The 25,220-nt window shown below is 66.1% G+C and carries 26 protein-coding genes; 17 read left to right on the plus strand and 9 right to left on the minus strand.

The window, feature by feature from the left end:
* The 4 genes from IT40_RS12560 to IT40_RS12575 all read left to right on the plus strand — a co-directional run.
* Nucleotides 1-712 (plus strand): aldehyde dehydrogenase family protein (locus tag IT40_RS12560; protein ID WP_036755465.1); only part of this gene is annotated, 712 nt, incomplete at its 5' end.
* A 300-nt stretch (nt 713-1,012) separates the two neighbouring features.
* Nucleotides 1,013-1,972: an ornithine cyclodeaminase family protein gene (locus IT40_RS12565; RefSeq protein ID WP_036755471.1), complete on the plus strand. Its 960-nt coding sequence runs from the start codon at nt 1,013-1,015 to the stop codon at nt 1,970-1,972.
* 144 nt (nt 1,973-2,116) lie between these two features.
* Nucleotides 2,117-2,332 (plus strand): hypothetical protein, encoded by a 216-nt coding sequence (locus tag IT40_RS12570; protein WP_036755476.1) that lies wholly within the window; start codon nt 2,117-2,119, stop codon nt 2,330-2,332.
* A gap of 56 nt (nt 2,333-2,388) precedes the next feature.
* Nucleotides 2,389-2,775 (plus strand): TonB-dependent receptor, encoded by a 387-nt coding sequence (locus tag IT40_RS12575; protein WP_036755481.1) that lies wholly within the window; start codon nt 2,389-2,391, stop codon nt 2,773-2,775.
* 236 nt (nt 2,776-3,011) lie between these two features.
* Here IT40_RS12575 and proC read toward each other — a convergent pair whose 3' ends face one another.
* The 8 genes from proC to IT40_RS12615 form a co-directional block, all read right to left on the minus strand.
* Complete coding sequence (proC, locus tag IT40_RS12580) at nt 3,012-3,842, minus strand: pyrroline-5-carboxylate reductase (protein ID WP_036755486.1); 831 nt, start codon at nt 3,840-3,842, stop codon at nt 3,012-3,014.
* Between the two features lie 13 nt (nt 3,843-3,855).
* Complete coding sequence (locus IT40_RS12585; RefSeq protein WP_208021380.1) at nt 3,856-5,577, minus strand: chloride channel protein; 1,722 nt, start codon at nt 5,575-5,577, stop codon at nt 3,856-3,858.
* Between the two features lie 43 nt (nt 5,578-5,620).
* Nucleotides 5,621-6,535 (minus strand): aminotransferase class IV, encoded by a 915-nt coding sequence (locus IT40_RS12590; protein ID WP_036755492.1) that lies wholly within the window; start codon nt 6,533-6,535, stop codon nt 5,621-5,623.
* Between the two features lie 26 nt (nt 6,536-6,561).
* Nucleotides 6,562-7,332 carry an amino acid ABC transporter ATP-binding protein gene (locus tag IT40_RS12595; RefSeq protein WP_036755495.1) on the minus strand — a complete coding sequence of 257 codons (771 nt, stop codon included), beginning with the start codon at nt 7,330-7,332 and terminating at the stop codon, nt 6,562-6,564.
* Nucleotides 7,333-7,351: 19 nt separating this feature from the next.
* Complete coding sequence (locus IT40_RS12600; RefSeq protein ID WP_231486716.1) at nt 7,352-8,020, minus strand: amino acid ABC transporter permease; 669 nt, start codon at nt 8,018-8,020, stop codon at nt 7,352-7,354.
* 7 nt (nt 8,021-8,027) lie between these two features.
* Nucleotides 8,028-8,693 carry an amino acid ABC transporter permease gene (locus IT40_RS12605; protein ID WP_024844348.1) on the minus strand — a complete coding sequence of 222 codons (666 nt, stop codon included), beginning with the start codon at nt 8,691-8,693 and terminating at the stop codon, nt 8,028-8,030.
* Between the two features lie 76 nt (nt 8,694-8,769).
* Nucleotides 8,770-9,594, minus strand: a complete 825-nt coding sequence (locus IT40_RS12610; protein WP_036755498.1) for a transporter substrate-binding domain-containing protein — start codon at nt 9,592-9,594, stop codon at nt 8,770-8,772.
* Complete coding sequence (locus tag IT40_RS12615) at nt 9,591-10,409, minus strand: GntR family transcriptional regulator (RefSeq protein WP_243700254.1); 819 nt, start codon at nt 10,407-10,409, stop codon at nt 9,591-9,593. Before IT40_RS12615 ends, IT40_RS12610 begins: the two co-directional genes overlap by 4 nt.
* Before the next feature lie 508 nt (nt 10,410-10,917).
* Here IT40_RS12615 and IT40_RS12620 point away from each other — a divergent pair.
* From IT40_RS12620 to IT40_RS12680, 13 genes are all read left to right on the plus strand, one after another.
* Nucleotides 10,918-11,805 (plus strand): substrate-binding domain-containing protein, encoded by an 888-nt coding sequence (locus IT40_RS12620; RefSeq protein ID WP_036755501.1) that lies wholly within the window; start codon nt 10,918-10,920, stop codon nt 11,803-11,805.
* 60 nt (nt 11,806-11,865) lie between these two features.
* The gene (locus IT40_RS12625) at nt 11,866-13,377 is read left to right on the plus strand and encodes a sugar ABC transporter ATP-binding protein (protein WP_036755505.1); all 1,512 of its coding nucleotides are present in this window, start codon (nt 11,866-11,868) and stop codon (nt 13,375-13,377) included.
* A complete protein-coding gene (locus IT40_RS12630) occupies nt 13,374-14,351 on the plus strand; it encodes an ABC transporter permease (protein ID WP_036755508.1) in 978 nt (325 codons plus the stop codon). The genes IT40_RS12625 and IT40_RS12630 overlap by 4 nt, the downstream gene beginning before the upstream one ends.
* 2 nt (nt 14,352-14,353) lie before the next feature.
* The gene (locus tag IT40_RS12635) at nt 14,354-15,295 is read left to right on the plus strand and encodes a tagatose kinase (protein ID WP_036755511.1); all 942 of its coding nucleotides are present in this window, start codon (nt 14,354-14,356) and stop codon (nt 15,293-15,295) included.
* Between the two features lie 3 nt (nt 15,296-15,298).
* On the plus strand, nt 15,299-16,576 hold the full coding sequence (locus IT40_RS12640) for a D-tagatose-bisphosphate aldolase, class II, non-catalytic subunit (protein WP_036755514.1): 1,278 nt from the start codon (nt 15,299-15,301) through the stop codon (nt 16,574-16,576).
* A 176-nt stretch (nt 16,577-16,752) separates the two neighbouring features.
* Nucleotides 16,753-17,775 (plus strand): LacI family DNA-binding transcriptional regulator, encoded by a 1,023-nt coding sequence (locus IT40_RS12645; protein ID WP_036755517.1) that lies wholly within the window; start codon nt 16,753-16,755, stop codon nt 17,773-17,775.
* Nucleotides 17,776-17,884: 109 nt separating this feature from the next.
* Nucleotides 17,885-19,189, plus strand: coding sequence for an ABC transporter substrate-binding protein (locus IT40_RS12650; RefSeq protein WP_036755520.1), 1,305 nt, complete (start codon nt 17,885-17,887; stop codon nt 19,187-19,189).
* A gap of 102 nt (nt 19,190-19,291) precedes the next feature.
* A complete protein-coding gene (locus IT40_RS12655; RefSeq protein WP_036755523.1) occupies nt 19,292-20,164 on the plus strand; it encodes a carbohydrate ABC transporter permease in 873 nt (290 codons plus the stop codon).
* A gap of 7 nt (nt 20,165-20,171) precedes the next feature.
* Complete coding sequence (locus IT40_RS12660) at nt 20,172-21,002, plus strand: carbohydrate ABC transporter permease (protein WP_036755527.1); 831 nt, start codon at nt 20,172-20,174, stop codon at nt 21,000-21,002.
* A gap of 10 nt (nt 21,003-21,012) precedes the next feature.
* Complete coding sequence (locus IT40_RS12665) at nt 21,013-22,011, plus strand: ABC transporter ATP-binding protein (protein ID WP_036755530.1); 999 nt, start codon at nt 21,013-21,015, stop codon at nt 22,009-22,011.
* Nucleotides 22,008-22,778, plus strand: coding sequence for an L-iditol 2-dehydrogenase (locus IT40_RS12670; RefSeq protein WP_036755532.1), 771 nt, complete (start codon nt 22,008-22,010; stop codon nt 22,776-22,778). Before IT40_RS12665 ends, IT40_RS12670 begins: the two co-directional genes overlap by 4 nt.
* A 55-nt stretch (nt 22,779-22,833) precedes the next feature.
* Nucleotides 22,834-23,820 carry a zinc-dependent alcohol dehydrogenase family protein gene (locus IT40_RS12675; protein ID WP_036755535.1) on the plus strand — a complete coding sequence of 329 codons (987 nt, stop codon included), beginning with the start codon at nt 22,834-22,836 and terminating at the stop codon, nt 23,818-23,820.
* A gap of 82 nt (nt 23,821-23,902) precedes the next feature.
* A complete protein-coding gene (locus IT40_RS12680; RefSeq protein WP_243700253.1) occupies nt 23,903-24,574 on the plus strand; it encodes an HAD-IA family hydrolase in 672 nt (223 codons plus the stop codon).
* A 48-nt stretch (nt 24,575-24,622) separates the two neighbouring features.
* On the opposite strand, the gene IT40_RS12685 is transcribed toward IT40_RS12680, so the two are convergent.
* The gene (locus tag IT40_RS12685; protein WP_036755541.1) at nt 24,623-25,138 is read right to left on the minus strand and encodes a GNAT family N-acetyltransferase; all 516 of its coding nucleotides are present in this window, start codon (nt 25,136-25,138) and stop codon (nt 24,623-24,625) included.
* Between the last annotated feature and the right edge of the window lie 82 nt (nt 25,139-25,220).

Genomic DNA, 25,220 nt, shown 5'->3' on the forward strand with positions numbered 1-25,220 from the left:
GGTGGTGCTGGAGCTGGGCGGCAAGAACCCCTGCATCGTGCTGGACGATGCCGAGGACCTGGACGCGGTGGCGGCGCATGTGGTGAACGGCGCGTTCTGGAACATGGGGCAGAACTGCTCGGCCGCCTCGCGGCTGATCGTGCAGCGCGGCATCAGGGACCGGCTGCTGGAGAAGGTCCGGGCCGAGGCCGCGACCTGGCTGGTCGGCGATCCGCTGGATCCGGCGAACCGCGTGGGTCCGCTTGTCTCGAAGGCGCATTTCGACAAGGTCAGCAGCTATCTGGATGCGGCGAAATCGGAAACCGTGCTGGTCGGCGGCAATGTCGTCAGCCCCGGCTTCATCGAGCCGACCATCGTCGAGACCGCGCGCGATTCCCGGCTGGCGGTGGAGGAGATCTTCGGCCCGATCCTGACGGTGATCGTGGTGGACAGTTTCGAGGAGGCGATCGCGGTTGCCAACGACACCGACTACGGGCTTGCGGCCTCGATCTTCTCGGCCAACGGCAAGCGGGCCTTGCGCGGGGCGCGGGCCTTGCGGGCGGGCACGGTGACGGTGAACAGCTTCGGCGAGGGCGACGTGACCACCCCCTTCGGCGGCTACAAGCAATCGGGCTTCGGCGGCCGCGACAACAGCGTCCACGCCCATGACCAGTACACCCAGCTCAAGACAATCTGGATCGACCTCAACCAGCAAGACGAGAGCCTGGGCTAGCGCTCTCCCAAGCCACCCGCTGCTTGGGGACGGGCGGCTTGAGGTGGCTGGGTGAAAAGCTTTTCAGGGATCCTGGTGCATCGAAAGAGGCTTGCCCAGAATCGGGAACTTCGGGGCGGCGGCGTCGCATATCGCCGCTCGCCCGGGCCCAGGCATATGCTTCCTGCTTCAGCGACTGGACGAACGAGCATGTTGCCCGTTATCAGTTGCGTCAGCGCAATCCGTGCCGGCCGGCCGGCCCCGCCATCACCATCGACTGTTTCGGCGCCCCGGTCGCCAGCTTTTCGGGAAGGAAAGACCATGCTTCCAGCCGTGCTGACCTATGAGGCAAGCGTCCATGCGCTGAGCTGGCCGGGTGCGATAGACGCCCTGCGCCGTGGCCACCGGCTGCCGCGGCCCGAGCAGGGCGACTTGCTGCTGGGTTCGGGCGATGCCAGGCTGCTGAACCGGGCCGCCCGGATCGAAGGCCTCGGCTTCGCGATCAAGGGCGACAGCATCTTTCCAGGCAATGCCGCCAAGGGCCTGCCCACGGTGCATGGCGCGGTGCTGCTCTACGATCCCGATTGCGGCGCCGTGCGCGCCGTGATCGACAGCCAGCTGGTCACGCAGGTGAAGACCGTGGCCGACAGCCTGCTGGGCGCGCAATGCCTGGCGCGCCCGGACAGCCGGCATCTGCTGATCGTCGGTGCCGGTGCGGTGGCGGCGACGCTGGCGCGCGGCTATGACGCGGCCTTTCCCGGCATCGAGCGGATCTCGATCTGGTCGCGGCGGACCGAGCAGGCCCAGGCGCTGGCCGCGACGCTGGGCGATCTGCGGGCCAAGGTCGCGGCCGTCGAGAACCTGCCCGAGGCCGTGGGCCAGGCCGACATCGTCTCGGCCGCTACCATGGCGCGGCAGCCGGTCCTGCTGGGCGAATGGGTGCGGCCGGGCACGCATGTCGACCTGATCGGCGCCTTCACCCCCGAAATGCGCGAGGCCGACGACGCCCTGATCGCCTCGGCCCTGGTCTATGTGGATTTCGTCGACACGGTCGTGGACCGGATCGGCGAGATCATGCAGCCGATCCTCTCGGGCGCCATCAGCCGCGGCCATGTGCAAGGCGACCTCTACGATCTGGTGGCGGCGGACGGGTCCAGCCGCCGGTCCGATGACCAGGTCACGCTGTTCAAGAACGGCGGCGGCGCGCATCTGGACCTGATGATCGCCAGCTATGTCGTCGAGGCGGTCGAGGCGTCAAGGATCTGTTCCACGGATGGATAGGCCCGCGCCCCGGACGCGGATCTTGTGGCTTGTCATGCGTCCAGGTTTTCTTGGCAGGCCCGCCGGATCACCGAGCGACCCGAAGCGGTTGCCAAGGCAGCGGGTGAGTGACACGGCCCACAAACAGGGGCGAAGGGGATCGTCGTGGCCAAAGCCGAGCCGCTGGGAAGCCTTGTCGCGCGGATCGCGCGTTGGTTGCCCGGCCGCGTGATCGTCGCGGATGCCGCCCTCGGTCGCACGCGGATCCGCGGCCTTTTCGACATCTCCGACCCCGAGCGCGCGCTGGACGCCGCCGTCCGCCCGACCGGCGGCCGGTTGCGCCGGGTCTCGGGTCTGTTGGCGGTCATCTCCAGCGTCTGAACTTTTTTCGGCAATCGACCGAGTGAATCGCCCGCCCGGTTGTCTTAGTCATAAGGTTGGGCAATGCCTACAACCACGACAAGAACGTAAGGCATGGCGCGGTTTATCACGCCCTGACCCCGCGGCACATGCTGAAGCTGTGGACGGACTACACCCTGCCGGGCGTATACTCCCGATGGACCGGCGTGACGGTGAAAGGCCGCCATGGCACCTCGGGGACCGCGCGGATCGGCGGAGCGAGCCAGGACTACCGGATCCGGCAGGGCGGCCATGCGGTTGGGGACGCGCATGTCAGCTGCCGGATCGACGATCCGTGGCAGATGGCGCTGAACGTCAACGATGTCTTCGACCAGTACTATAATTCGGTGCTGGGCCCGCCCACCGGCGGCAACGGGTATGGCGAGCCGAGGAACGCCACGCTGACGCTGCGCGGGCGGTTCTGACCTTGCCGGGCCGTCGCCGATCCGTTCGGCGATACCGCGCTGCAAGGCGCCGCCCGGTCGGGAAGGCTCAGCCTTCCGCTGACTCCCTTCGCGCTGGCCTTCTGCCGGCACCGGCCTGCAGGCGCCGGCCCGGTCCGCGCGGGTGGACGGGAAGGGCGGTGGAGATGGTGGAAACCGGCAAGGCGAAGGCCGCTTGCCGGCGGCTGCTTACCGGAGCCCCGTCCTGCCGGGAGCGGCTATTGCCGGGGGCTTTCCGGCGCGGCGGTTCGGGAAAGCTCTCGCGCCCGCTGCGCGGCGGCGGCGACGGCTTTCAGGCAAAGTTCCGGCAACGCGCCTTCTGCTTCGAAGACGGCCAGACCGGCCTCGGTCGTGCCCGCCTTGCTGGTCACGGCTTTCTTCAGCTCTTCCGCCGTCCGGGGATCGGCATGCATGAGTTCGGCGGCGCCGCGGAAGGTTTGGCGCACCAGCAGGTCGGCAAGCGCGGCATCCATGCCCGACGCCACGGCCGCTTCCATCATGTATTGCGCAAAGGCGAATATGTAGCCCGGCCCGCTGCCCGCGACCGCGGTTGCCGCATCGATCAGGGTTTCGTCCGAAAGCCAGCGGAACTGGCCGACGGCCTCGAACAGCGTCGCGACCATGCGCCGGTCGGCCTGGGTCAGCCCATCCGCGGCAACTCCGACGGTCATCGCCTGCCCGACAAGGGCGGGCAGGTTCGGCATGGTCCGCGCGATCCTTTCGCTGCCGAGCCGTGCTGCAAGCGCGTCCAACGTGACGCCCGCCATGATCGAGGCGATGGCGCCGGAGCGGATCACCGAAATCGCCAAGGGGGAGAGCTCGGCAAATTGCTGCGGTTTCACGCAGAGGATGCCGAGATCGAACCTGGCCTCCCCGAGCTTTGCGAAGTCCGGGTGGGTCTCGACCGCCATGCCGGCGGGCAGAAGCGCCTTTGCCCGCTCGGGCGAGGGGTCGACGACGGTGATCCTCGCATGGGGGATCGCCCGCATCGCGGCAGAGGCGATCGCGCCACCCATGTTGCCGCAGCCGACAAACAGAAACCGTCTCATGTCCTGATCCTTTCTAGCCGCGCTGGGGATAAAGCCGGCGGTTGACCTCGTTCGAATAGCGCCGCAGGCAATATTGCTCGTTCAGCGTGCCGAGAACCCGGTGGTCCGCGTCCAATACCGCGAGCGTATCGGCCTCGTGGCGGCCGAATGCCAAGATCGCCTCGCGCACCGTCTGGTCGGGCCGCAACCATGCCGATGTCTGGTGGGCGATGGAGGCAAGCGGCATCTGCGGGTCCAGCCCTTCGCCATAAAGTTCGCTGGTGATGCACAGCCCGGCATAGCGGCCGGCGTGGTCCACCATCGGCACCGCCTTGGTCGAGCCCGGCGGAAACCGGCGCCGGGCCTCTGCCAGCTTCATCGATGCCGGTGCCTCGGACGCGACGCGACGCATCATCTTTCCGACGCTGAGTTCGCGCACCCAGCCGATGTCCGCGGCCGACCGGATCGTTTCCCCCCGGATATGGAAACGCCAGGTGGAAAAGCTGAAGCCGAAGAACTGCCGCACGATTGCCGTGGCGATCAGCGCGGCAAACAGCACCGCAAGCGCCAGCGGCAGGCTCTTGGTCGTCTCGAGGGCAAGGAAGCACATCGCCAGGGGGGCGCCGATCACCGCCGTCGCCAGGGCGCACATGCCGACCACGGCAAAGACGACGATGGGCAATTCCAGCCCGAATGCCATCAGCCAGGCGATGCCGAGGATCTTGCCCAGGATGGCCCCGAGCAGAAGCGACGCAAAGAACAGCCCGCCCCGGAAGCCCGACCCGATGGAGATGACCGAGGCGAGCGCCTTCAGCACGAAAAGCAGGACAAGGGCACCCAGCGTCAGGTTGCTGCCGAACACCACGTCCATCGCGCCATGGCCGGAGGACAGCACGCGCGGCGTCGCCAATGCCAGCAGGCCGACGCAAAGCCCGCCGACAACCGGCTGGCTCCATCCCGGCAGGACGCTTTTGCGGAACGTGTTCTCGGTCGCAGAAACGGCGCGCATGATCAGGATGCCGACCACGGCAGAGATGACGGCAAGCACGGCGATGGGGATGAAGGACGGTGCCGGGATCTGGCCGGCGAAATAAAGGTCCAGCCCGTGATGCCCGCCGACGAGGCGGGTGACGGCCGTCGCGGAAATCGCGGCGGCAAGGACGGGCAGAAGCGCGGCGACCGTATAGGAGGCCAGGACAAGCTCGAAGGCATAGAACGCCCCGGTCAGCGGCGCGTCGAAGGCGGCGGCAATCGCGCCCCCGGCACCGGCGGCGACCAGCTGGCGCAGGTCTTCCCGGCGCAGGCGAAGCTTTTGGCCGCCCCATGAGGCGAGGGCCGAAGCGGCTTGGGTATAGGCCGCCTCCATCCCGACCGAGGCGCCGAACCCGCTGGAAACCATGGTCTGCCCGGAAATGAACAGGCTGCCGGGCACGGCGATCTTGCCGCCGGTCACGGCATTGGCCTCGATCGGGTCGGCGACGCGCCGGAACCAGCGCTGGCCGATCAGATAGGACGCGCCGAGCAGGATACCGCCGGCCAGCGGGCCGGATAGGGCGCGCAAAGGGTTCACGCTTTCCGCGCCGCTGACCTCGCCGGCGGAATCGAAGATCAGGACGGCCATGAAGGTCACGGCTTCCTGCATCAGGACCACCGCGCCGCCGGCGACGATCCCGATCACGGCCGCGATCACCGTATAGGCGATCTCGCTGCGGCGGACCAGCGCGCGCAGGCGGAAGGGGGCGAGCAGGCGCCGCAACCGATGGCGCCTGCGATTGAATCCGGTTCGCTTTGCCACCGGCTTACTGCGAAATATACTCTTGGTAGAGTTGGTTGATCCGGGCGGTGCGGGCGCCGGGCTTCCCGTCCCCGATGGGGCGGCCGTCGATCATCGCGACCGGGGTGATCCCCCCGAGCGTGCCGGTGACGAAGGCCTCGTCCGCGGAATAGACCTCGGCCAGGGTGAAAGGCTTTTCGCGCACGGTGAAGCCCGCTTCGCGCCAGATATGGATCGCCTTTTTCCGGGTGATGCCGTTGAAGCAGGTCAGCCCTTCCGAGGTCCAAAGCTCGTCGCCCCGGAAGATGAAGAAATTGGTCGAGTTGCAGGAGGCCACGAAACCCCGGTCGTCGAGCATCAGCGCCTCGTCCGCGCCCATGTTGATCGCCTGGATGAGGGCCTGGATGAAATTCAGGCGGCTGTGCGAGTTCAGCCGCAGGTCGAACACGTCCGGCGTCGAGCAGCGGATGGTGGAGGTCATCAGCTTCAGCCCCTTCTTCTTCAGTTCGGGGTTCGGCTGCTTGTATTCGGCGACGATCACGATGGTCGCGCCGGCGACGACGAAGCGCGGATCCTGGTTCGGCGTCGACTTCAGCCCGCGCGAGATCATCAGCCGGATATGGACGCCGTCCTCCATCCCGTTGTGGCGCAGGCATTTCCAGACCTCCTCGACCAGGCCCTGCTTGGAAAGGCCGATGTCCAGCTGGATCGAACGCGCGCCTTCGAAGATGCGGTCCATATGCTCGTTGATGGCCAGAAGCTTGCCGTTGACCAGGCGAAGACCTTCCCACACGCCGTCGCCTAGGACGAAGCCCGCATCGAAGATCGACACCTTCGCCTCGTCGCGCTTGTAGAACTGGCCGTTGACATAGATCTCGACGGATTCGTTGCGCGGATCCTTGACATAGCTTTGCGACGAAGCGCTGCTCTGCGGAGTCATTTCAGTGTCCTTTGATATGTGGAAGCTCAGAAGGCGAATTCGCCGAAACGGCGCAGGAATTCCTGCGTGCGGGCTTGCCGCGGGTTTTTCAGAACCTCGTCCGGCGTGCCGACCTCGTGGAACACGCCGTCCGCCAGGAAGATGACCTTGGTCGCGAAATGATAGGCGAATCCAAGCTCATGCGTGACCAGAAGCATGGTGCGGCCTTCCTCGGCAAGGTGATTGATCACCCGCAGGACCTCGCCCACCAGTTCCGGGTCGAGCGAGGATGTCGGCTCGTCGAAAAGCAGGATCTCGGGTTTCATCGACAGGGCGCGGGCAATGGCCACGCGCTGCTGCTGGCCGCCGGAAAGGCGGCCGGGCCAGGCATCGACCTTTTCCGACAGGCCGACCTTGTCGAGTTCCTGCAGGGCGATTTCCCGTGCCTGCTCCCTCGCCATGCCCTTGACGGTGACAAGCCCCTCCATGACGTTCTGAAGCACGGTCATATGCGGGAAAAGGTTGAACTGCTGGAACACCATCCCCACGCGTTCGCGCACCGCGCACAGCTGGCGTTCCGGGTAGGTGACCTGGCCGTTCCTTTCGGTGCCGATGCGCTTGCCGTCCAGCCAGATTTCGCCCTCGCTCAGCGTTTCCATGAAGTTCATGCAGCGCAGGAAGGTGGACTTGCCCGAGCCCGATCCGCCGATGATCGCGATGCGCTCTCCCGCTGCGACGGAAAAGTCGATGCCCCTGAGGACGTGGTGGTCGCCGAACCGCTTGTGCAGGCCCTTGATCTCGAGAATTGGCTTTTGCATGGGGTATCCTTTCCTTTGCTCAGGACGACCGCGCGAGGCGCTTTTCCAGACGCCCTGCCAGGAAGGTGCCGGGATAGATCAGCACGAAATAGATGAAGGCCACCGCCGTCAGGATCTCGAACGGGCGGTAATAGGTCGAGGACAGAAGCCGGCCCTGATACATCAGCTCGTGGACCGAGATGACCGAGGCGAGCGAGGACATCTTGGCGACCTCGATCATCCGGTTGGTGAAGGCGGGAAGCATCCTCTTGACCACCTGGGGCAGGATCACCCGCCGCATCGCCTGGGCATGGGTCATGCCGATGGCCTTGGCCCCCTCCATCTGGCCGCGATGGATCGACTTGATGCCGCCCCGGAAGATCTCGGCCGAATAGGCCGTCGTGTTCAGCGTCAGCCCCAGCAGGGCCGCCGTGAAGGGGGTCAGCTGCACGCCGATCAGGATCGGGAAGGCGTAGAAGAACCAGATCAGCTGGATCAGCACCGGCGTGTCGCGGAACAGCTCGACATAGACCAGGCTCGGGATCGAGAGCCAGCGGCGCGACGACAGCCGGGCCTGCGAGATCAGGAAGCCGCCGATCAGCCCCAGCGCGATCGAGGGCAGCCAGATCTGGATCGTCACCCAAAGCCCGCGAGCAAGCACGGGCCAGTTGTCCAGGACGACGCTGAAATCGGGGGAATAATTCATCATCGGCCTCTTACTGATAGGCGGTCAGCCGGGCCTCGGCGAGGCGCGCGAGCTGGCTGGCGGTGACCAGCAGGACCAGATACATCAGCGCGATGGTCGTATAGACCTCGAGGGGCCGGAAGGTTTCGGCATTCACCATCATCGCCTGATAGAGCAGGTCCGCATAGGCGAGGGTCGAGGCCAGCGCCGTGGTCTTCAGCAATTCGAAGCTGCGCTCGATGAAGGGCGGGACCATGCGCGAAATCGCCTGCGGCACGATTATGCGCCGCATCAGCGCGGCATGGGTCATGCCAAGCGCGCGGGCGCCCTCCCACTGGCCGCGCTCGATCGAGACGATGCCGCCCCGGAACACCTCGGCATAGAAGGCGCCGGACTGCGTCGAAAGCGCCAGGACGGCCGCGACATAGGGATCGAGGCTGACGGACAGAAGCACCGGCAGCGCATAGAAGAACCAGAAGAAATGCACGATCGGCGGCGTATTGCGGTAGAACTCGATGAAGATCGCCGCGGGCCAGGAAAGCCATTTGCGCGGCGAAAGCCGCATCAGCACCAGCACCAGGCCGACGACGACGCCCAGAAGGATCGACACGATCGCGATCTTGATCGTATTCAGGAAACCGATCGCAAGCATGTCGAAACGGGCAATGACCGGGCCGAAGTCCCAGGAATAGTCCATCTGACATCTTTCGCTTGGGGGGAAAAAGGCCGGCGCGCCCGGCCACGGGACCAGGCGGCGGGCCGTCCGGGGTGGTCTACCAGCTCTCTTTCACGAGGCCCGGAATGCCGGTCGGGTCGATGTTCTTGCTTTCCAGATAGGCGCTGAAGATCTGGTCCGGCACGCCTTCTTCATAGAGTTTGGCAAAGGTTTCCCCGACCCAGGTCCTGAAGCTGTCGTCGCTTGCCTTGCGCATCCCGGCCGAGGTGGCGACAGGATCGACCGGCGTGGGCAGCACGACCTTGCCCATCTTCAGCCGCGAATATTGCACGACAAGCGCCGGATGGAACTGCACCACCGCGTCCACGCGGCCGGCGGCGAAGGCGGCGATCGCCTCGTCATTCGAGGAGAAGCGGTTGATCGCCGCACTCTTCATCATCTCGGTCACGTTGCGGTCGAGCGAGGTGCCCAGGGTCACGCCCAGCTTGGTTTCCGGCGTGTCGAGGTCGGCCCAGCTTGCGACGGCGGAATCCTCGGGGACGAGTGCCCCCATGGCATAGTAGAACAGCGGCTGATCCGGGAAATCGACGGCGTTCCGACGCTCTTCGGTGGGGTCGAGGACGAACATGATGTCGAACTGGTTGGCTTGCAGCCCCGCGACGGCATTGGCCCAGCTCGTCTCCACCGGGACCATCTCGACGCCCAGCTCCTGCGCCATGCGCTCGCCCATGGCGATGCCGACGCCGGTCCATTTCTCCGTCATCGGATCCTTGAAGAACCAGGGCTCGGCCGAGGTCACGCCGATGCGCAGCTTGCCGCTGGCCTTGACCTGCGAAAGCGTATCGTTGTCCGCCGCAAAGGCGCGCGCATAGGGCAGGCAGGACGCAGCCGCCCCTGCGATCAGGAACATCCGTCGTTTCATTTCGTTCTCCCGTTGGGTGATGTTTGCCGCCTTTGCTCGTCGAGGGACTCGACGAAGGCCTTGGTCTTGTCGAGACCGCGCCGCATGTGGCTGTGGATCTCGTTCTTCATCGCCTCGAGGCTGTCACCGCAGGCGAGGCGAATATAGTCGTCATGGCTTTCGCGCAGCGGCCCGGTGATGCCATGGGCGCGGTGATGCGCCGCCCAGTAAAGTTGCAGCCGGCCGCGAACCGCATCCCAGCTGCTGAGCAGCAGCTTGTTGCCACACCATTCATAAGCCAGCCCGTGCAGGTCGAGTTCGGCGTCGATCGCCCGGACATCGTCGCGGGCATCGATCGCCTCCAGCAGCTTGCGGTGGCGTTCGGCCATCTCGTCCCGGAAGGCCGCATCGCGCCGGTCCCAGGCCTGTTCGAAGGCAAAGATTTCCAGACAGATCCGCATCGAATAGATGTCGTTGATGTCGGCGGTCGACAGATCCAGCACGCGCGTGCCGGTATAGGGGACGGTGACGAGCAGGCCCTGGTCGATGAGGTGCCGCATCGCCTCGCGCATGGGCCCGCGGCTGACGCCGAAACGCAGCGCCAGCGCCGTCTCGGTGACTGGCTCTCCGGGCGCGAATTCACCGGACAGGATCGCCGACCGCAGCATGGCCACCAGCTGGGCCCCCATCGTTTCACGTCTTATCGACTGCGCAGCCATGGTTCCCGTCCTGCTGTCCGAATCCCTGATTGCAGATTGTCTACAATAAAAGCGTGAGTCGGAGGAGCAGAAAATGCGACCGGCATCGCAGACGGATGTCTTGTCGTTGTTTGTCATGGATATTTTTATCTATTTCCTGGCGGAATGATGGTGGTGGGAGGCCGCTTCAGGGGACAGGGTCGCCGAGGGGAAGGGGCATCGGTGGCTGGCCGCGGGCCTTTGATTCGATGCGGAGACGCGGGCGTTCGGGCCGAGGTTTCTGGAAGCCGTGCCGGCATCGCCGTCTCAAGCAACGGTACAATCCCTGCCGGCCCCCGGATGAGGCCGGCAAGGGCATGTCTCCTTTCACGATTCGCCGGCTGCTGCTTACGCTGTTCGGCCTGCGTGGTCTTTGGGGTCGAAACCCTTCCAGAAGGCATCCGGCCTTGCCTCGCGCTATTACAATTTGAAATCAATTCGATAGGTTTGATGCGCTCGCAAAATATCTTCGCGAACAAACTTTAAATTTGACACGCGTAAAATATATAGCTAGCGTCCCCTGAGCCGCCATAGGGGGAGGAGCTTCGGCGGACGGCCGGGACTTGCCGGCACCATCTCCTCGAAATCGAGATCCTGGGAGGACTCCATGACCTTCAAGAAAGCGCTTTCGGCGCTGTTGACGACTGTTGCCTGCGGGCTGGGCGGGGCGGCCCATGCCGATGGCATCGGCGCCTCGCTGCTGACCCAGCAGCATCCGTTCTACATCGAGCTTGCCGATGCGATGAAAGCCCAGGCGGAAGCCAGGGGCGTGCCGCTGGAAATCAGCATCGCCAACCAGGATCTGAACAAGCAGCTGGCCGATGTCGAGGATTTCATCGTCAAGGGCGTCGATGTCATCGTGATCTCGCCGGTGGACAGCCAGGGGGTGATGGCTGCCATCGCCAAGGCGGATGCGGCGGGGATCAAGGTCGTCACGGTCGACGTGCCCGCCGCCGATGCCAAGGTGACGTCGCATATCGGCACGGACAACTACACCGGCGGGGTCAAGGCCGGCGAGCTGATGGCCGAGGTTCTGGGCGGCAAGGGCAAGGTCGCGATCATCGACTATCCGACCGTGCAATCGGTCGTCGCGCGGGTCGAGGGCTTCAGGAAGGCGTTGGAGGCCCATCCCGAAATCGAGATCGTCGCCCAGCAGACCGGCATCACGCGGGCCGAGGCGCTGGCCGTCGCGCAGAACATGCTCCAGGCCAATCCCGACATCTCGGGCATCTTCGGCTTCGGCGACGATGCCGCGCTGGCCGCCGCCGTCGCGGTGAAGTCGGCGGGCCTTCAGGACCAGGTCAAGGTGATCGGCTTCGACGGCATGGAAGAGGCCCGCAACGCGGTCGACACCAACCCGGTGATGGCCGGTGTCATCCAGCAGTTCCCCGACCAGATGGGCAAGACCGCGGTGGATACCGCCGCGATGGTGATCGAAGGCCAGGACGTGCCGGCCGAGCAGCCCATCGTCCCAGGCGTCTACGTCAGGAAGTGACCGCTGCGCCGCAGGGCTTCGGCGATGCCTTGCGGCGTGACCACGGGGGGAGTTGAACGGATGAACCAGCCAGCGGAATTCGTGCTGTCCTTGCGCGATATCAGGAAGAGCTTCGGCCCCGTCGAGGCGCTGAAGTCCATGCGGCTGGATGTCCGGCCGGGCCGCGTGCATACCATCCTGGGCGAGAACGGTGCCGGCAAGTCGACCTTGATGAAGATCCTGGTCGGCGTGCATCCGCCTTCGGGTGGCGAGATGATGCTCGACGGCCGAGCCTATGCGCCGCAAAGCCCGAAGGACGCCGCCGCCCAGGGGCTGGCGATCGTCTTTCAGGAACTCAGCCTGTGCAACAACCTCAGCGTCGCCGAGAACATCATGGCGACGCATGAACCGGCGCGCTTCGGCTTCATCAACGACCGGACGCTGCGGGCGAATGCCAGGGCGCTGGTGCGCGAGCTTGGCCTGCCCGTGGACGTCACCGCAAAGGTCGGGCGGCTGTCCATCGCGCAGCGCCAGCTTGTCGAGATCGCCAAGGGGCTCAGCCGGCCCGCCAAGGTGCTGATCCTGGACGAGCCGACCTCGTCGCTGTCGGATTCCGAGGCCGAGATCCTGTTCCGTATCATCGACCGGCTCAAGGCGCGGGGCACGGCCATCATCTATATCTCGCACCGCATGGAAGAGATCATGCGCCTGTCCGACGACATCACCGTCATCCGCGACGGCGCCTATGTCGCGACACGCGCGCGCGACGAAACCTGCATCGAGGAGCTGATCGCGCTGATGGTCGGCCGAAGGATGGACGAGATCTATCCGCCGCGGCTTTCGCCCGTGCCCGGTGCGGATATGCCGCCGATGATTGCCGTGCGGGGCCTGTCCTGCGCGGGCCGGTTCCGGGATGTCGGCTTCGAGGTCCGGCCGGGCGAGATCCTCGGCTTCTTCGGCCTGATCGGCTCGGGCCGCTCGGACGTGATGAATGCGCTGTTCGGCATGCGCCAGGCGAGCGGCGAGATCCGCATCGACGGCAAGCCAGCCAGGCTGCGCAATCCCGCAGACGCCATCGCCGCCGGGATCGGCTTCGTGACCGAGAACCGCAAGGAGGAAGGGCTGGCCCTGGGCGCCCCGGTGCGCTCGAACATCTCGATGGCGGCGCTGGACGGCTTTGCGGGAAAGGGCGGTTTCCTGCGCTTCGGCAGCGAACGCCGCGCGGCCAGGGCAGAGGTGCAGCGCCTTGGGGTCCGCACCAATTCGCTTGAAACGCTTGCGGGCAAGCTGTCCGGCGGCAACCAGCAAAAGATCGTGCTGGCGAAATGGCTGCTGACCCGCCCGCGCGTCCTGATCCTGGACGAGCCGACGCGCGGCGTCGATGTCGGCGCGAAATTCGAGATCTATCGCATCATCCGAGAACTTGCCGCCGAGGGGACCGCGATCCTGCTGGTCTCCTCGGAACTGCCCGAGGTGCTTGGGCTGGCGGATCGCATCGCCATCATGGCCGAGGGGGAGTTGAGGGCCACCTTGGCCCGCCGCGACCTGACGCCCGAGCTTGTCATGGCCCATGCAACGGGAACGCATCAATGACCCAGACAACCGACACGACCCTTAGCGCCGGGCGAGAGCAGCTGCGCGCCGCCTTGCATCAATACGGGGGCATCCTCGTCTCGCTTATCCTGCTTTGCGTGATCTTCACCGTCCTGAACGAGCGGTTCATGACGGTCGCCAACCTGACGAACATCCTGCAGCAGGTGGCGGTGGTCGCCATCGCCGCCTTCGGCATGACCTGGGTCATCCTGCTGGGCGAGATCGACCTGTCCATCGGCTCGATCATCGCGGTGGCGGGCATGGCGGGCGCGCAGGCGCTGGCCTTTGGCTGGGGCTTTGCCCCCGCGCTGCTGTTCACGCTTCTGGCCGGCGCGGCGATGGGGCTGGTGAACGGCGTGCTGACCGCCCGGCTGATGCTGCCGTCGTTCATCGTCACGGTGGCGACGATGGGCATCTATCGCGGCTTGGTCAGCCTGCCGACCAACGGCGCGCCGGCGATGATCTCGGACCCGGCCTGGACGGCGATCGGCAGCGACAGCTGGCTCGGCCTGCCGATCATCATCTGGATCGTCGTGGCGCTGTTCCTGTTCAACCATGTCCTGCTGTCGCGCACGACCTTCGGCCGGCGCGCCTATCTGACCGGCGGCAACCGCGAGGCGGCGCTTTATTCCGGCATCAAGGTGGACCGGCTGAAGATCGCCATCTTCACCCTCTCGGGCGTCATGGCGGCGGTGTCGGGGATCCTGCTGTCCTCGCGCCTCTACTCGGCCCAGACCAATGCCGGGATGAGCTACGAGCTTGACGCCATCGCCGCGGCGGTGCTGGGCGGCACCAGCCTGGCGGGCGGCGTCGGCACCATGGTCGGCACGCTGATCGGCGCGCTGATCATCGGGGTGATGAACAACGGCATGAACATGCTGTCGGTGCCCTATTTCTACCAGCTCATCGTCAAGGGCCTCGTGATCCTGATCGCGGTCTGGCTGGACGTGCGCGCCAAGCAGAAGCGGGGTTGAGCATGAACAAGGTTCTGACCATCGGCGAGGTTCTCGTCGAGATCGTGGCGACCACCCGCGGCAACGGCTTTCTTGCGGCGCAGCCGCTGGTCGGCCCCTTCCCCTCGGGCGCGCCCGCCATCTTCATCGACCAGGTCGGCAAGCTGGGAACGCCTTGCGCCATCATCTCGCGCGTGGGCGACGACGATTTCGGCCGGGTGAACCTTAAAAGGCTGCGGGCCGACGGGGTGGATGTCTCGGGCATCGAGATCGCGGCGGGCGAAAGCACCGGCAGCGCCTTCGTCCGCTACCGCGAGGATGGCAGCCGCGCCTTCGTCTACAACATCCGCCACGCCGCCTGCGGCAAGCTGCGGCCGACCGCGGCATCCGAGGCGCTGATCGAAAGCTGCACCCACCTGCATGTCATGGGCTCGGCCTTCTCGGCGCCGGAGCTGGGCGGGATGGTGATGGACGCGGCGCGGCGCATCAAGGCGCAGGGCGGCACCATCTCGTTCGACCCGAACCTGCGGCCGGAACTGCTGGACGCGCCCGGCATGCGCGCGGCGCTGGCGGCGGTGCTGGCGATGACCGACCTGTTCATGCCCTCGGGCGAGGAGCTGTTCCTGTTCGATGCGGGCCGGGATGAGCCGGCGGTGATCGCCGCCCTGCTGGATCGCGGCATCCGCACCGTGGTCGTCAAGCGCGGCGCGGGCGGGGCCAGCCTGTTCCAGCGCGGCCTGCGCGTCGATGCCAAGCCGCTGGCGGTCGAGGAGGTCGATCCCACGGGGGCCGGCGACACCTTCGGCGGCGCCTTTCTCAGCCTGTGGCTGGCCGGGTCCGACCCGGCCGAGGCGCTGCGCCTGGCCAATGCCGCGGGCGCGCGCGCCGTGACCCGGCTGGGGCCGATGGAGGGCACCTCGACCCGCGCGGAACTGGACGCGCTGCTTTCGGAACAAAAAGGCTGAAGTATGACCTATAATCCTCTGAAATCCATTGCGGAATGGCGCGATGGTCACGGCCCCTCGGGCATCCCTTCGATCTGCACCGCGCATCCCATGGCGATCGAGGCGGCGATGCGCTGCACCCTGCCGACCCCCCTGCCGCTGCTGATCGAGGCGACCTGCAACCAGGTCAACCAGGACGGCGGCTATACCGGCATGACCCCCGCCGATTTCCGCCGCTTCGTGGAAGGGATCGCGGCGCGCACGGGCTTCCCGCCGGAGCGGCTGATCCTGGGCGGCGACCATCTGGGCCCGAACCCGTGGAAGGGCCTGCCCGCCGACCAGGCGATGGAGAGGGCCGAGGTGATGATCCGCGCCTTTGCCGCGGCTGGCTTCACCAAGCTGCACCTGGACTGTTCCATGGGCTGCGCCGGCGAGCCGGTGGCGCTGGACGATGCCGAAACCGCGACCCGTGCGGCGCGGCTGGCCGCGGCGGCCGAGGCGGCGCGACCCCAGGGCGGCGTTGCCCCGGTCTATATCATCGGCACCGAGGTTCCGATCCCCGGCGGCGCAATGGAAGAGATCGAGGGGTTGGAGCTGACCAGCCCCGATGCCGCCCTGACCACCTTCGATGTGCATCGGCGGGCCTTCGCGGATGCGGGCCAGCAGGACGCCTTCGCCCGCGTCATCGGCCTGGTGGTGCAGCCGGGGGTCGAGTTCGGCAATCACAACGTCATCGACTATGACCCCGCGGCGGCGCACGACCTGTCCGCCGCGCTGGCGCAAATGCCCGGCACGGTCTTCGAGGCGCATTCGACCGACTACCAGACCCGCGATGCGCTGGCCGCCCTGGTCCGCGATGGTTTCGCCATCCTCAAGGTCGGGCCGGGCCTGACCTTCGTGCTGCGCGAGGCGCTTTACGGGCTGGATGCCATCGCCGGGGAACTGTTCCCCGGCCGGCGCCAGCGGACCCTGCGCCAGGCCATGGAGGCGGTGATGCTGGAGGCGCCCGGCAACTGGGACCGCTACTATCACGGCACCGATGCCGAGCGCGCCTTGCAGCGGCATTTCTCCTACAGCGACCGCATCCGCTATTACTGGCCGCAGCCTGCCGCCGAGCAGGCGGTGGACGAGCTTTTCGCGCTGCTGGACGGGGTGGACCTGCCCGAGACGCTGGTCGCGCAATATCTGGGCGGGCTTTATCCCGCGGTCCGGGCCGGCCGCCTGCGGCCTCGCGCCAGGGATCTGGCGCTGGCGGCGGTCGAGCGGCTGGCGCAGGATTATGTGGCGGCCTGCTGTTCCTGAACGGCCCCGCCGCCGTGCAAGGGCCGGGATCTTCCCGGCCCTTCGCCGTTCCCGACCATGCTGCACCAGGGATCGCGGCTATTGACCCTCGCCGTTTCGCGGCTGATATTGTCAAGATAAGTCTTTACGCGAGACAAGATATTGCTTTCGGATTTCCAACCGAAAGGGGAGGCTGCATGGAAGAGCAGAAGATCAGGAATATGGAAGAGTTTTCGGCGGTCAGCGGCATCTCGCGGCCGACGATCTCGAAATATTTCAACGACCCGTCCAGCGTCCGCCGTTCGACCCGCGAGCGGATCGAAGAGGCCATCGCCCGCTACGGCTATCGGCCGAACCTGTTCGCCATCAACCAGAACCGCAAGTTCACCAAGAACATCGGCATCATCGTCCCGCATATCGTCGATCCCTTCTATGCCGAGATCGTCCGCCAGATCGAGACGCGCTGCGTCGAGGCGGGCTATTGGGCCATCGTCCTGGGCTCGCACGGCGATGCCGAGCGCGAGCTGAGTGCCATCGAGATGCTCTATTCCCTGCGCATCGCCGGGGCGATCATCGCGCCCCTGGGGGACACTTCCGTCTCGGACCGCATCCGGCAGCTTGCGGCGGACATTCCCGCGGTGATCTTCGACAACCACATGAACGGGGACGAGATTTTCGTCGGCACCGACAATTTCCAAAGCGTCGGGCTGATGGTCGACTACCTGTGCCGCAGCGGCGAGCCGCCCTGTTTCCTGGACATGCCCGCCGTCAACACCAATGCCCGCGAACGCCGCGAAGCCTACGTCCGCGCCATGGAGGAGCAAGGCTTCGAGCCGCATGTGATCCCGGCCGAATCGGCCGGCTGGGACTTCGAGGAACTGGGCTACAATGCCGGGCTGCGCCTGCTGCCCACGCATCAGCTGCCGACGAATACCGTGCTTTGCGCCAACGACCGCATGGCGATCGGGCTGATCGCGGCGGCCTTTGAAAAGGGGCTGCGGGTCGGGCGCGGTGCCGCCACGGCGCTGCGCGTAGCCGGCCATGACGACCACCCGATGGCCCGCTTTACCGCGCCGGCCCTGACAACGGTGGCGCAAGATTATGTTTCCATTGCGGAAAACAGCGTCTCGACGCTTTTCGGCATGATCGAGGACGGGGTGCGCCCGTCCAGCCCGCTACGCCGGTTGGAGGGCAGGCTGATCCTGCGTGCCTCGGCCTGATTATTTGTTCGCGACTTCTAAAAAATTTTCGCGCGTAAAAATATTGATTGACCCATTCGGTGGAAATCCGTAGCTTCCTTGGCAACAGCTTCACCGAGGGAGGACAAGGATGAAACTGAAGACGGCGTTGCTGGCCGCGACGGCGATCGCCCTGACGGGCGCCGCGCAGGCCGAGGAACTGACCATCGCCACCGTGAACAACGGCGACATGATCATCATGCAGAAACTGGCCCCCGAATGGGAAAAGGCCACCGGGCACAAGATCAACTGGGTGATCCTGGAAGAGAATGTGTTGCGCCAGCGGGTGACGACCGACATCGCCACCAAGGGCGGACAATTCGACATCATGACCGTCGGCTCCTACGAGGCGCCGATCTGGGGCAAGCAGGGCTGGCTGATGCCGCTCGACGACCTGGGCGAGGATTACGACTACGGCGACCTGATCCCCTCGGTCGCGGCCGGGCTTTCGGCCGATGGCAAGCTGGTCGCGGCGCCGTTCTACGCCGAAAGCTCGTTCACCATGTATCGCAAGGATCTGTTCGAGGCGGCGGGGCTGACAATGCCCGAGCAGCCGACCTATGACCAGATCGGCGAGTTTGCCGAAAAGCTGACCGACAAGTCCAAGGAACAATACGGCATCTGCCTGCGCGGCAAGCCGGGCTGGGGCGAGAACATGGCCTTCCTTGGCACCTTGGTGAACACCCATGGCGGGCAATGGTTCGACATGAACTGGCAGCCGCAGATCGACAGCCAGCCCTGGCAGCAGGCCATCACCTATTACGTCGACCTGATGACCAAATACGGGCCCCCCGGCGCGGTCAGCAACGGCTTCAACGAGAACCAGGCGCTGTTCCAGACCGGCAAATGCGCGATCTGGATCGACGCCACCTCGGCCGCGGGCCGGGTCTACGACCCCAAGCAAAGCGAGGTCGCCGACAAGATCGCCTTCGCCCCCGCGCCGCAGGCAGTCACCCCGGCGGGTTCGGCCTGGTTCTGGGCCTGGTCGCTGGCCATCCCCTCCAGCTCGACCAAGGCCGACGTGGCCAAGTCCTTCATCGCCTGGGCGACCTCGAAGGATTACGTGAAGCTGGTCGGCGAAAACGAGGGCTGGGTCGCCGTGCCGCCGGGCACGCGGCTGTCGACCTACGCGCTGCCCGAATATCAAGAAGCCGCGCCCTTCGCCGCGACCGTGCTGGCCTCGATCGAGGCGGCAGATCCGGCCAAGCCCACGAAGGATCCGGTGCCCTATACCGGCATCCAATATGTGACGATCCCCGAGTTCCAGGGCATCGGCACGGTCGTCGGCCAGCAGATCTCGGCCGCGCTGGCCGGGCAGACGAGCGTCGAAGCGGCCCTGAAGGCCGCCCAGGACTACGCGGCGCGCGAGATGACCCGCGCCGGCTACCCCAAGTAAAGGGCTCCTCCCTGGAGGGGGGCGGAGCGGCAAGCTCCGCCCTTTTCGAGAGCGGCCGATTTCCCGTCCGCACACGCCGATCATCTTTCATTGGAGACACGCATGGCCACCGCGCATTCGCGCGCGCTTGCGCGCCTGATGGTCTCGCCCTCGGTCATCCTGCTGCTCTTGTGGATGATCGTACCCCTGGGCATGACCGTTTATTTCAGCTTCCTGCGCTACAACCTGCTCATGCCCGGCATGGAGACCTGGGCGGGTTTCGACAATTACTATTACTTCGCGACGCAGCCCTCGTTCTGGATCGCGCTGAAGAACACGCTGTATCTGGTCCTTGGCGTGCTAGCGATCACCGTGATCGGCGGCATCGCCCTGGCCTTGCTGCTGAACCAGCCCTTCTGGGGGCAGGGGATCGTGCGGGTCATGATCATCGCGCCCTTCTTCGTCATGCCCACGGTCTCGGCGCTGGTGTGGAAGAACTTCTTCATGAACCCGGTCAACGGCATGTTCGCGCATCTGGCCAAGGCGCTGGGGTTCGCGCCGCTGGATTTCCTGTCGCAGGCGCCGCTGATGTCGATCATCCTGATCGTTTCCTGGAGCTGGCTGCCCTTTGCCACGCTGATCCTGCTGACCGCGCTGCAATCCTTGGACAGCGAGCAGATGGAGGCGGCCGAGATGGACGGCGCCGGCTGGCTTTCGCGCTTTCGCTACCTGACGCTGCCGCATCTGACGCGCTCGATCACCGTGGTGGTGCTGATCCAGACCATCTTCCTGTTGTCGATCTTTGCCGAGATCCTGGTCACGACCAACGGCGGTCCGGGCGTTGCATCGACCAACCTGCCGTTCCTGGTCTATTCGCAATCGCTTCTGTCCTTCGACGTGGGCGGCGGCTCGGCCGGCGGCATCATCGCGGTCATCCTGGCCAATATCGTCGCGATCTTCCTGATGCGGATGATCGGCAAGAACCTGGACGCTTGAGGAAGCCATGGCACGCAAGACTTCCCCCACCCAACGGGCCGTTGTCACTGTGGCGGCATGGAGCATCGGTTTCCTGATCTTCCTGCCGATCCTGTGGACGGTGATCCTCAGCTTCAAGTCCGAGACCGATGCGATCCGCACGCCCTTGCAGGTGCTGTCGGCGCCCTGGACAACGGCCAGCTATGCCGAGGTGCAGGCCCGCTCGAACTACGGCGCGCATTTCATGAACTCGGTCATCATCTCGGTCGGCTCGACGGTGCTGGCGCTGATCGTCGCCATTCCGGCCGCCTGGGCCATGGCCTTCCAGCCCGGCCGGCGGACCAAGGACCTGCTGATGTGGATGCTGTCGACCAAGATGATGCCGGCCGTGGGCGTCTTGATCCCGATCTACCTGATGTTCCGCGACTTCGGCCTGCTGGATACGCGGATCGGGCTGACGGTGGTGATGACGCTGATCAACCTGCCGATCGTGGTCTGGATGCTCTACACCTATTTTCGCGAGATCCCGTCCGAGATCCTGGAAGCGGCGCGGATGGACGGCGCCAGCCTTGGCAAGGAAATCCTTTACGTGCTGACGCCGATGGCGGTGCCCGGCATCGCCTCGACCTTGCTGCTGAACGTGATCCTGGCCTGGAACGAGGCGTTCTGGACCCTGCAGCTGACCACCTCGAAAGCGGCGCCGCTGACGGCCTTCATCGCCAGCTATTCCTCGCCCGAGGGGCTGTTCTACGCGAAACTTTCGGCGGCCTCGACCATGGCCATCGCCCCGATCCTGATCCTTGGCTGGTTCAGCCAGAAGCAACTGGTCCGCGGCCTGACATTCGGCGCGGTGAAGTGAGGTAAACCCAATGGGACAGATTACGCTCAACAAGGTCCGCAAGGCCTTCGGCGAGGCCGAGGTCATTCCCGGCATCGACCTGCAGATCAACCACGGCGAGTTCGTCGTCTTCGTCGGCCCTTCGGGCTGCGGCAAGTCCACGCTGCTGCGGCTGATCGCCGGGCTCGAGGACATCAGCTCCGGCCAGATCGTCATCGACGGGAAAGAGGCCAGCAACGCCCCTCCGGGCGAGCGCGGGCTGGCGATGGTGTTCCAGAGCTATGCGCTCTACCCGCATATGTCGGTCAGGAAGAACATCGCCTTTCCGCTGAAGATGGCCGGCATGCCGCCGGCCGAGCAGGACCGCCGCGTCGAGGATGCGGCGCGCATCCTGAACCTGTCGAACTATCTCGACCGCCGTCCGGGCCAGCTTTCCGGCGGCCAGCGCCAGCGCGTCGCCATCGGCCGCGCCATCGTGCGCGAACCGGCGGCATTTCTCTTTGACGAGCCGCTGTCGAACCTGGATGCCGCGCTGCGCGTGACCATGCGCCACGAGATCACCGAACTGCACCAGAAGCTCAAGACGACGATGATCTACGTCACCCACGACCAGGTCGAGGCCATGACCATGGCCGACAAGATCGTCGTCCTGCACGCCGGACGCATCGAGCAGGTGGGCAGCCCGCTGGAACTCTACAACGCACCCGCGAACATCTTCGTCGCGGGCTTCATCGGCAGCCCCCGGATGAACTTCATCACCGGCCCCGAGGCGGCGAAACACGGTGCCCATACCATCGGCATCCGCCCCGAGCATCTGGAGATCGCGGCCGAGGGCGGCTGGCAGGGCCGGGTTCATCTGGCCGAGCATCTGGGTTCGGACACCTTCCTCAAGGTGGACAGCCCCGAACTGGGCGAGCTGACCGTCCGCGTCAGCGGCGAACGCGGGCTGAACCCCGGCGACACCCTGCGCCTGACGCCGCGTCCCGACCGCATTTATCGTTTCTCTGAAGATGGAAGGTCCATGACATGAGACTGCAAGGCAAAACCGCCCTCATCACCGGCGCCGCGCGCGGCATCGGGCTGGAATTCGCCCGCGCCTATATCGCCGAGGGCGCCCGTGTCGCCCTGGCCGACATCAACGCCGATGCCGTGCGCGCCGCCGCCGAAAGCCTGGGGCCGCAGGCCATCGCGGTGCAGATGGATGTCACGAAACAGGACAGCATCGACGCGGGCTTCGCCGAGGTGATCGCTCGATTCGGCCATCTCGACATCCTCATCAACAACGCGGCGCTGTTCACCGCCGCCCCGGTCGAGGAAGTGACCCGCGCCGATTACGACCGCGTCATCGCCGTGAACATGACCGGGGCCTTCTTCTGCATGCAAGCGGCCGCGAAACACATGATCGCGGGCGGCAAGGGCGGCAAGATCATCAACATGGCCAGCCAAGCCGGGCGCCGCGGCGAACCCCTGGTGGCGGTCTATTGCGCCAGCAAGGCCGCCGTCATCAGCATGACGCAAAGCGCGGGCCTTGGCCTGATCCGCCACGGCATCAACGTCAACGCCATCGCCCCCGGCGTGGTGGACGGCGAGCATTGGGACATGGTGGACGAGCATTTCGCCCGTTTCGAGGGGCTGAAGCCCGGCGAGAAGAAAAAGCGGGTCGGGGCAGCCGTCCCCTTTGGCCGCATGGGCGTCGCCTCGGACCTGACCGGCATGGCGATCTTCCTGGCCACGCCCGAGGCCGATTACATCGTCGGGCAGACCTTCGGCGTCGACGGCGGCAACTGGCTGGCCTGAGCTTTCACCTGCGCGGCCCCCGCCCGCCGGGGCCGCCCTCTCATCCGGGGTCCACATGCAAGCCATCGTCTTTCGCCAGGGCGGCCAAGTCGCCGTCGAAACCCTGCCCGATCCCGAACCCGGACCGGGCGAGGTGCTGATCGCCATCCGCGCCAGCGGCATCTGCCATACCGACATCGAGATCCTGCGCGGCAATTACGGCGCCTCGGCCTTCCCGCTGGTGCCGGGTCACGAATATGCCGGCGAGGTTCTGGCGGCGGGCGAGGGGGTGACGGGTTTCGCGCCCGGCGACCTGGTCGTGGCCGATCCGAACCTCGGCTGCGGGGATTGTCCCGGTTGCCGCGCCGGGCGGGTCAACCTGTGCGAAAACCTCGGTGCCTATGGCGTGACCCGCAACGGCGGCTTTGCCGAGCGCTGCGTGCTGCGGGCCGATGCCCTGGTGCCCGCCCCCGGCATGGACCCGGCGCTGGCGGCATTGGCCGAGCCGATGGGTTGCGTGCTGAACGGCCTGTCGCCCCTGGCCGGACGGCGGATCGACCGGGCGCTGGTCTTTGGCGCCGGACCCATCGGCATGCTGATGGGCATCGCCCTGCGCCAGCGCGGGGCCGAGGTGGCGATGGTCGACCTGGACGAGAGCCGGCTGGCCATGGCGGCGGAGTTCGGCCTCGGCGCGCTGCCCCAGGGCTCGGCCGAACTGGATCGGCTGCGCTGCGGCTGCGACCTGGCGGTGGATGCGACCGGCGTGCCGGCGGTGGCGGCGGGCCTGCCGGGATACGCTGCGAACGGCGGCAACGTGCTGTATTTCGGCGTCTGCCCGCCCGCGGCGCGGATCGAAATCGCGCCCTTCGAGATCTTTCGCCGCCAGCTATCGCTCTTTGGCACGCATTCCCTGAACCGCAATATCGCCGAGGCGCTGGAGGTCATCCAGGCCTGCGGTCCGGGCCTGGGCAGGCTGATAACCCATCGGCTGCCGCTGCCCGAGATCGCCGGGGTTTTCCGGGCCGGCACGCCCAAGGGCGCCATGAAGGTGCTGATGGCGTGACCGGCAGGGATGCGATCGGGGTTTGTGATCGGTTCCGAAATGGTCCAGACCACGGGATGGGAAATCGGGCGGGATGATGGAATTGACGCAAACCCCTGGAGGCTACGAAGCCTTCCTGTTCGACATGGACGGCACGCTGCTGACCTCGATCCCGGCCGTCGAGCGGGTCTGGACCGGCTGGGCGCATCGCGTCGGGGCGCCGGTCGCCGAGGTTCTTGCCTATCTGCACGGCCGCCGCGCCGTCGATACCGTGCGCCACTTCGCCCCGCCGCATCTGCGGATCGCTGAGGAGGTTGCCTGGGTCGAGGCGCGCGAGATCGAGGATGTCGATGGGGTCGTCGCCATCGCAGGCGCCATCGACCTGCTCGCCTCGCTCGCGCCGGGGCGATGGGCCGTGGTGACTTCGGCAAGCCGCAGGCTGGCGCTGCGGCGGATGGCGGCCGCGGGGCTTCCGCTGCCCCGGATCATGGTCACTTCGGACGACGTGTCGCGCGGCAAGCCGGACCCCGAAGGCTATCGTCGAGGGGCTGCGCTGCTGGGCGTGGACATCGGCCGCTGCCTGGTTTTCGAGGACACGGAAGCCGGCCTGCTGGCCGGGCGGGCAGCGGGCGCCCAGGTCATCCGCATTGCCGGGCCCCATACCGTGCCCCAGGGCGAAGAAGCGCCGACGATCACCGATTACGGCGGGCTTCGCGTCTTGTCCGGCGCCAGCGGCATGGTGCTGAGTTGGGCGACGGAACCTGTCGGACCCTAGGATTTCGCTCTCCAGCCGCTGGGCCGGGGCCATCGCGGTGCTTGGTCGTCACCGCCCCGGCACGTCGCGCTGGTCCAGGATCAGTTGAAGAAATGCCAGGTCGAGCCATTTGCCGAACTTGGCGCCGACCTGCTTCAGATGGCCCGCCTGTTCGAAGCCCAGCGTCTCGTGCAGCCGGATCGAGGCGGTATTGCCGGCCTCGATCCCGGCCACCATCACATGCTTGCCCAGGTCTCGCGCGCGCTCGATCAGCGCCAGCATGAGGGCGCGGCCGATCCCGGCGCCGCGCTGGTCGCCACGCACATAGACCGAATGCTCGACGGTATGGCGATAGCCGTCGAAGGCACGCCAGTCGCCGAAGGACGCATAGCCCAGGACCGCGCCATTTTCGTCCACCGCGACCAGCACCGGATAGCCGGCCCGGTGGCGGTCGGCCAGCCAGGCCATGCGGTTGGCGGCATCGACCTGCGTCTCGTTCCAGATCGCCGTCGTATGGGCGACGGCATCGTTGTAGATCGCGGTAATGCCGTCGATATGCTGGTCCTCTGCGTCGCGGATGTCCATTCCGGCCCTCTGCCTGTTCGCCATACCGGGGCACGATCCGCCAAAGCGGGCGCACCGTCAACGCGATCCCGGCGGGCTTTTT

The sequence above is a fragment of the Paracoccus versutus genome (genome assembly GCF_000763885.1).
Taxonomy (GTDB): Bacteria; Pseudomonadota; Alphaproteobacteria; order Rhodobacterales; family Rhodobacteraceae; genus Paracoccus; species Paracoccus versutus.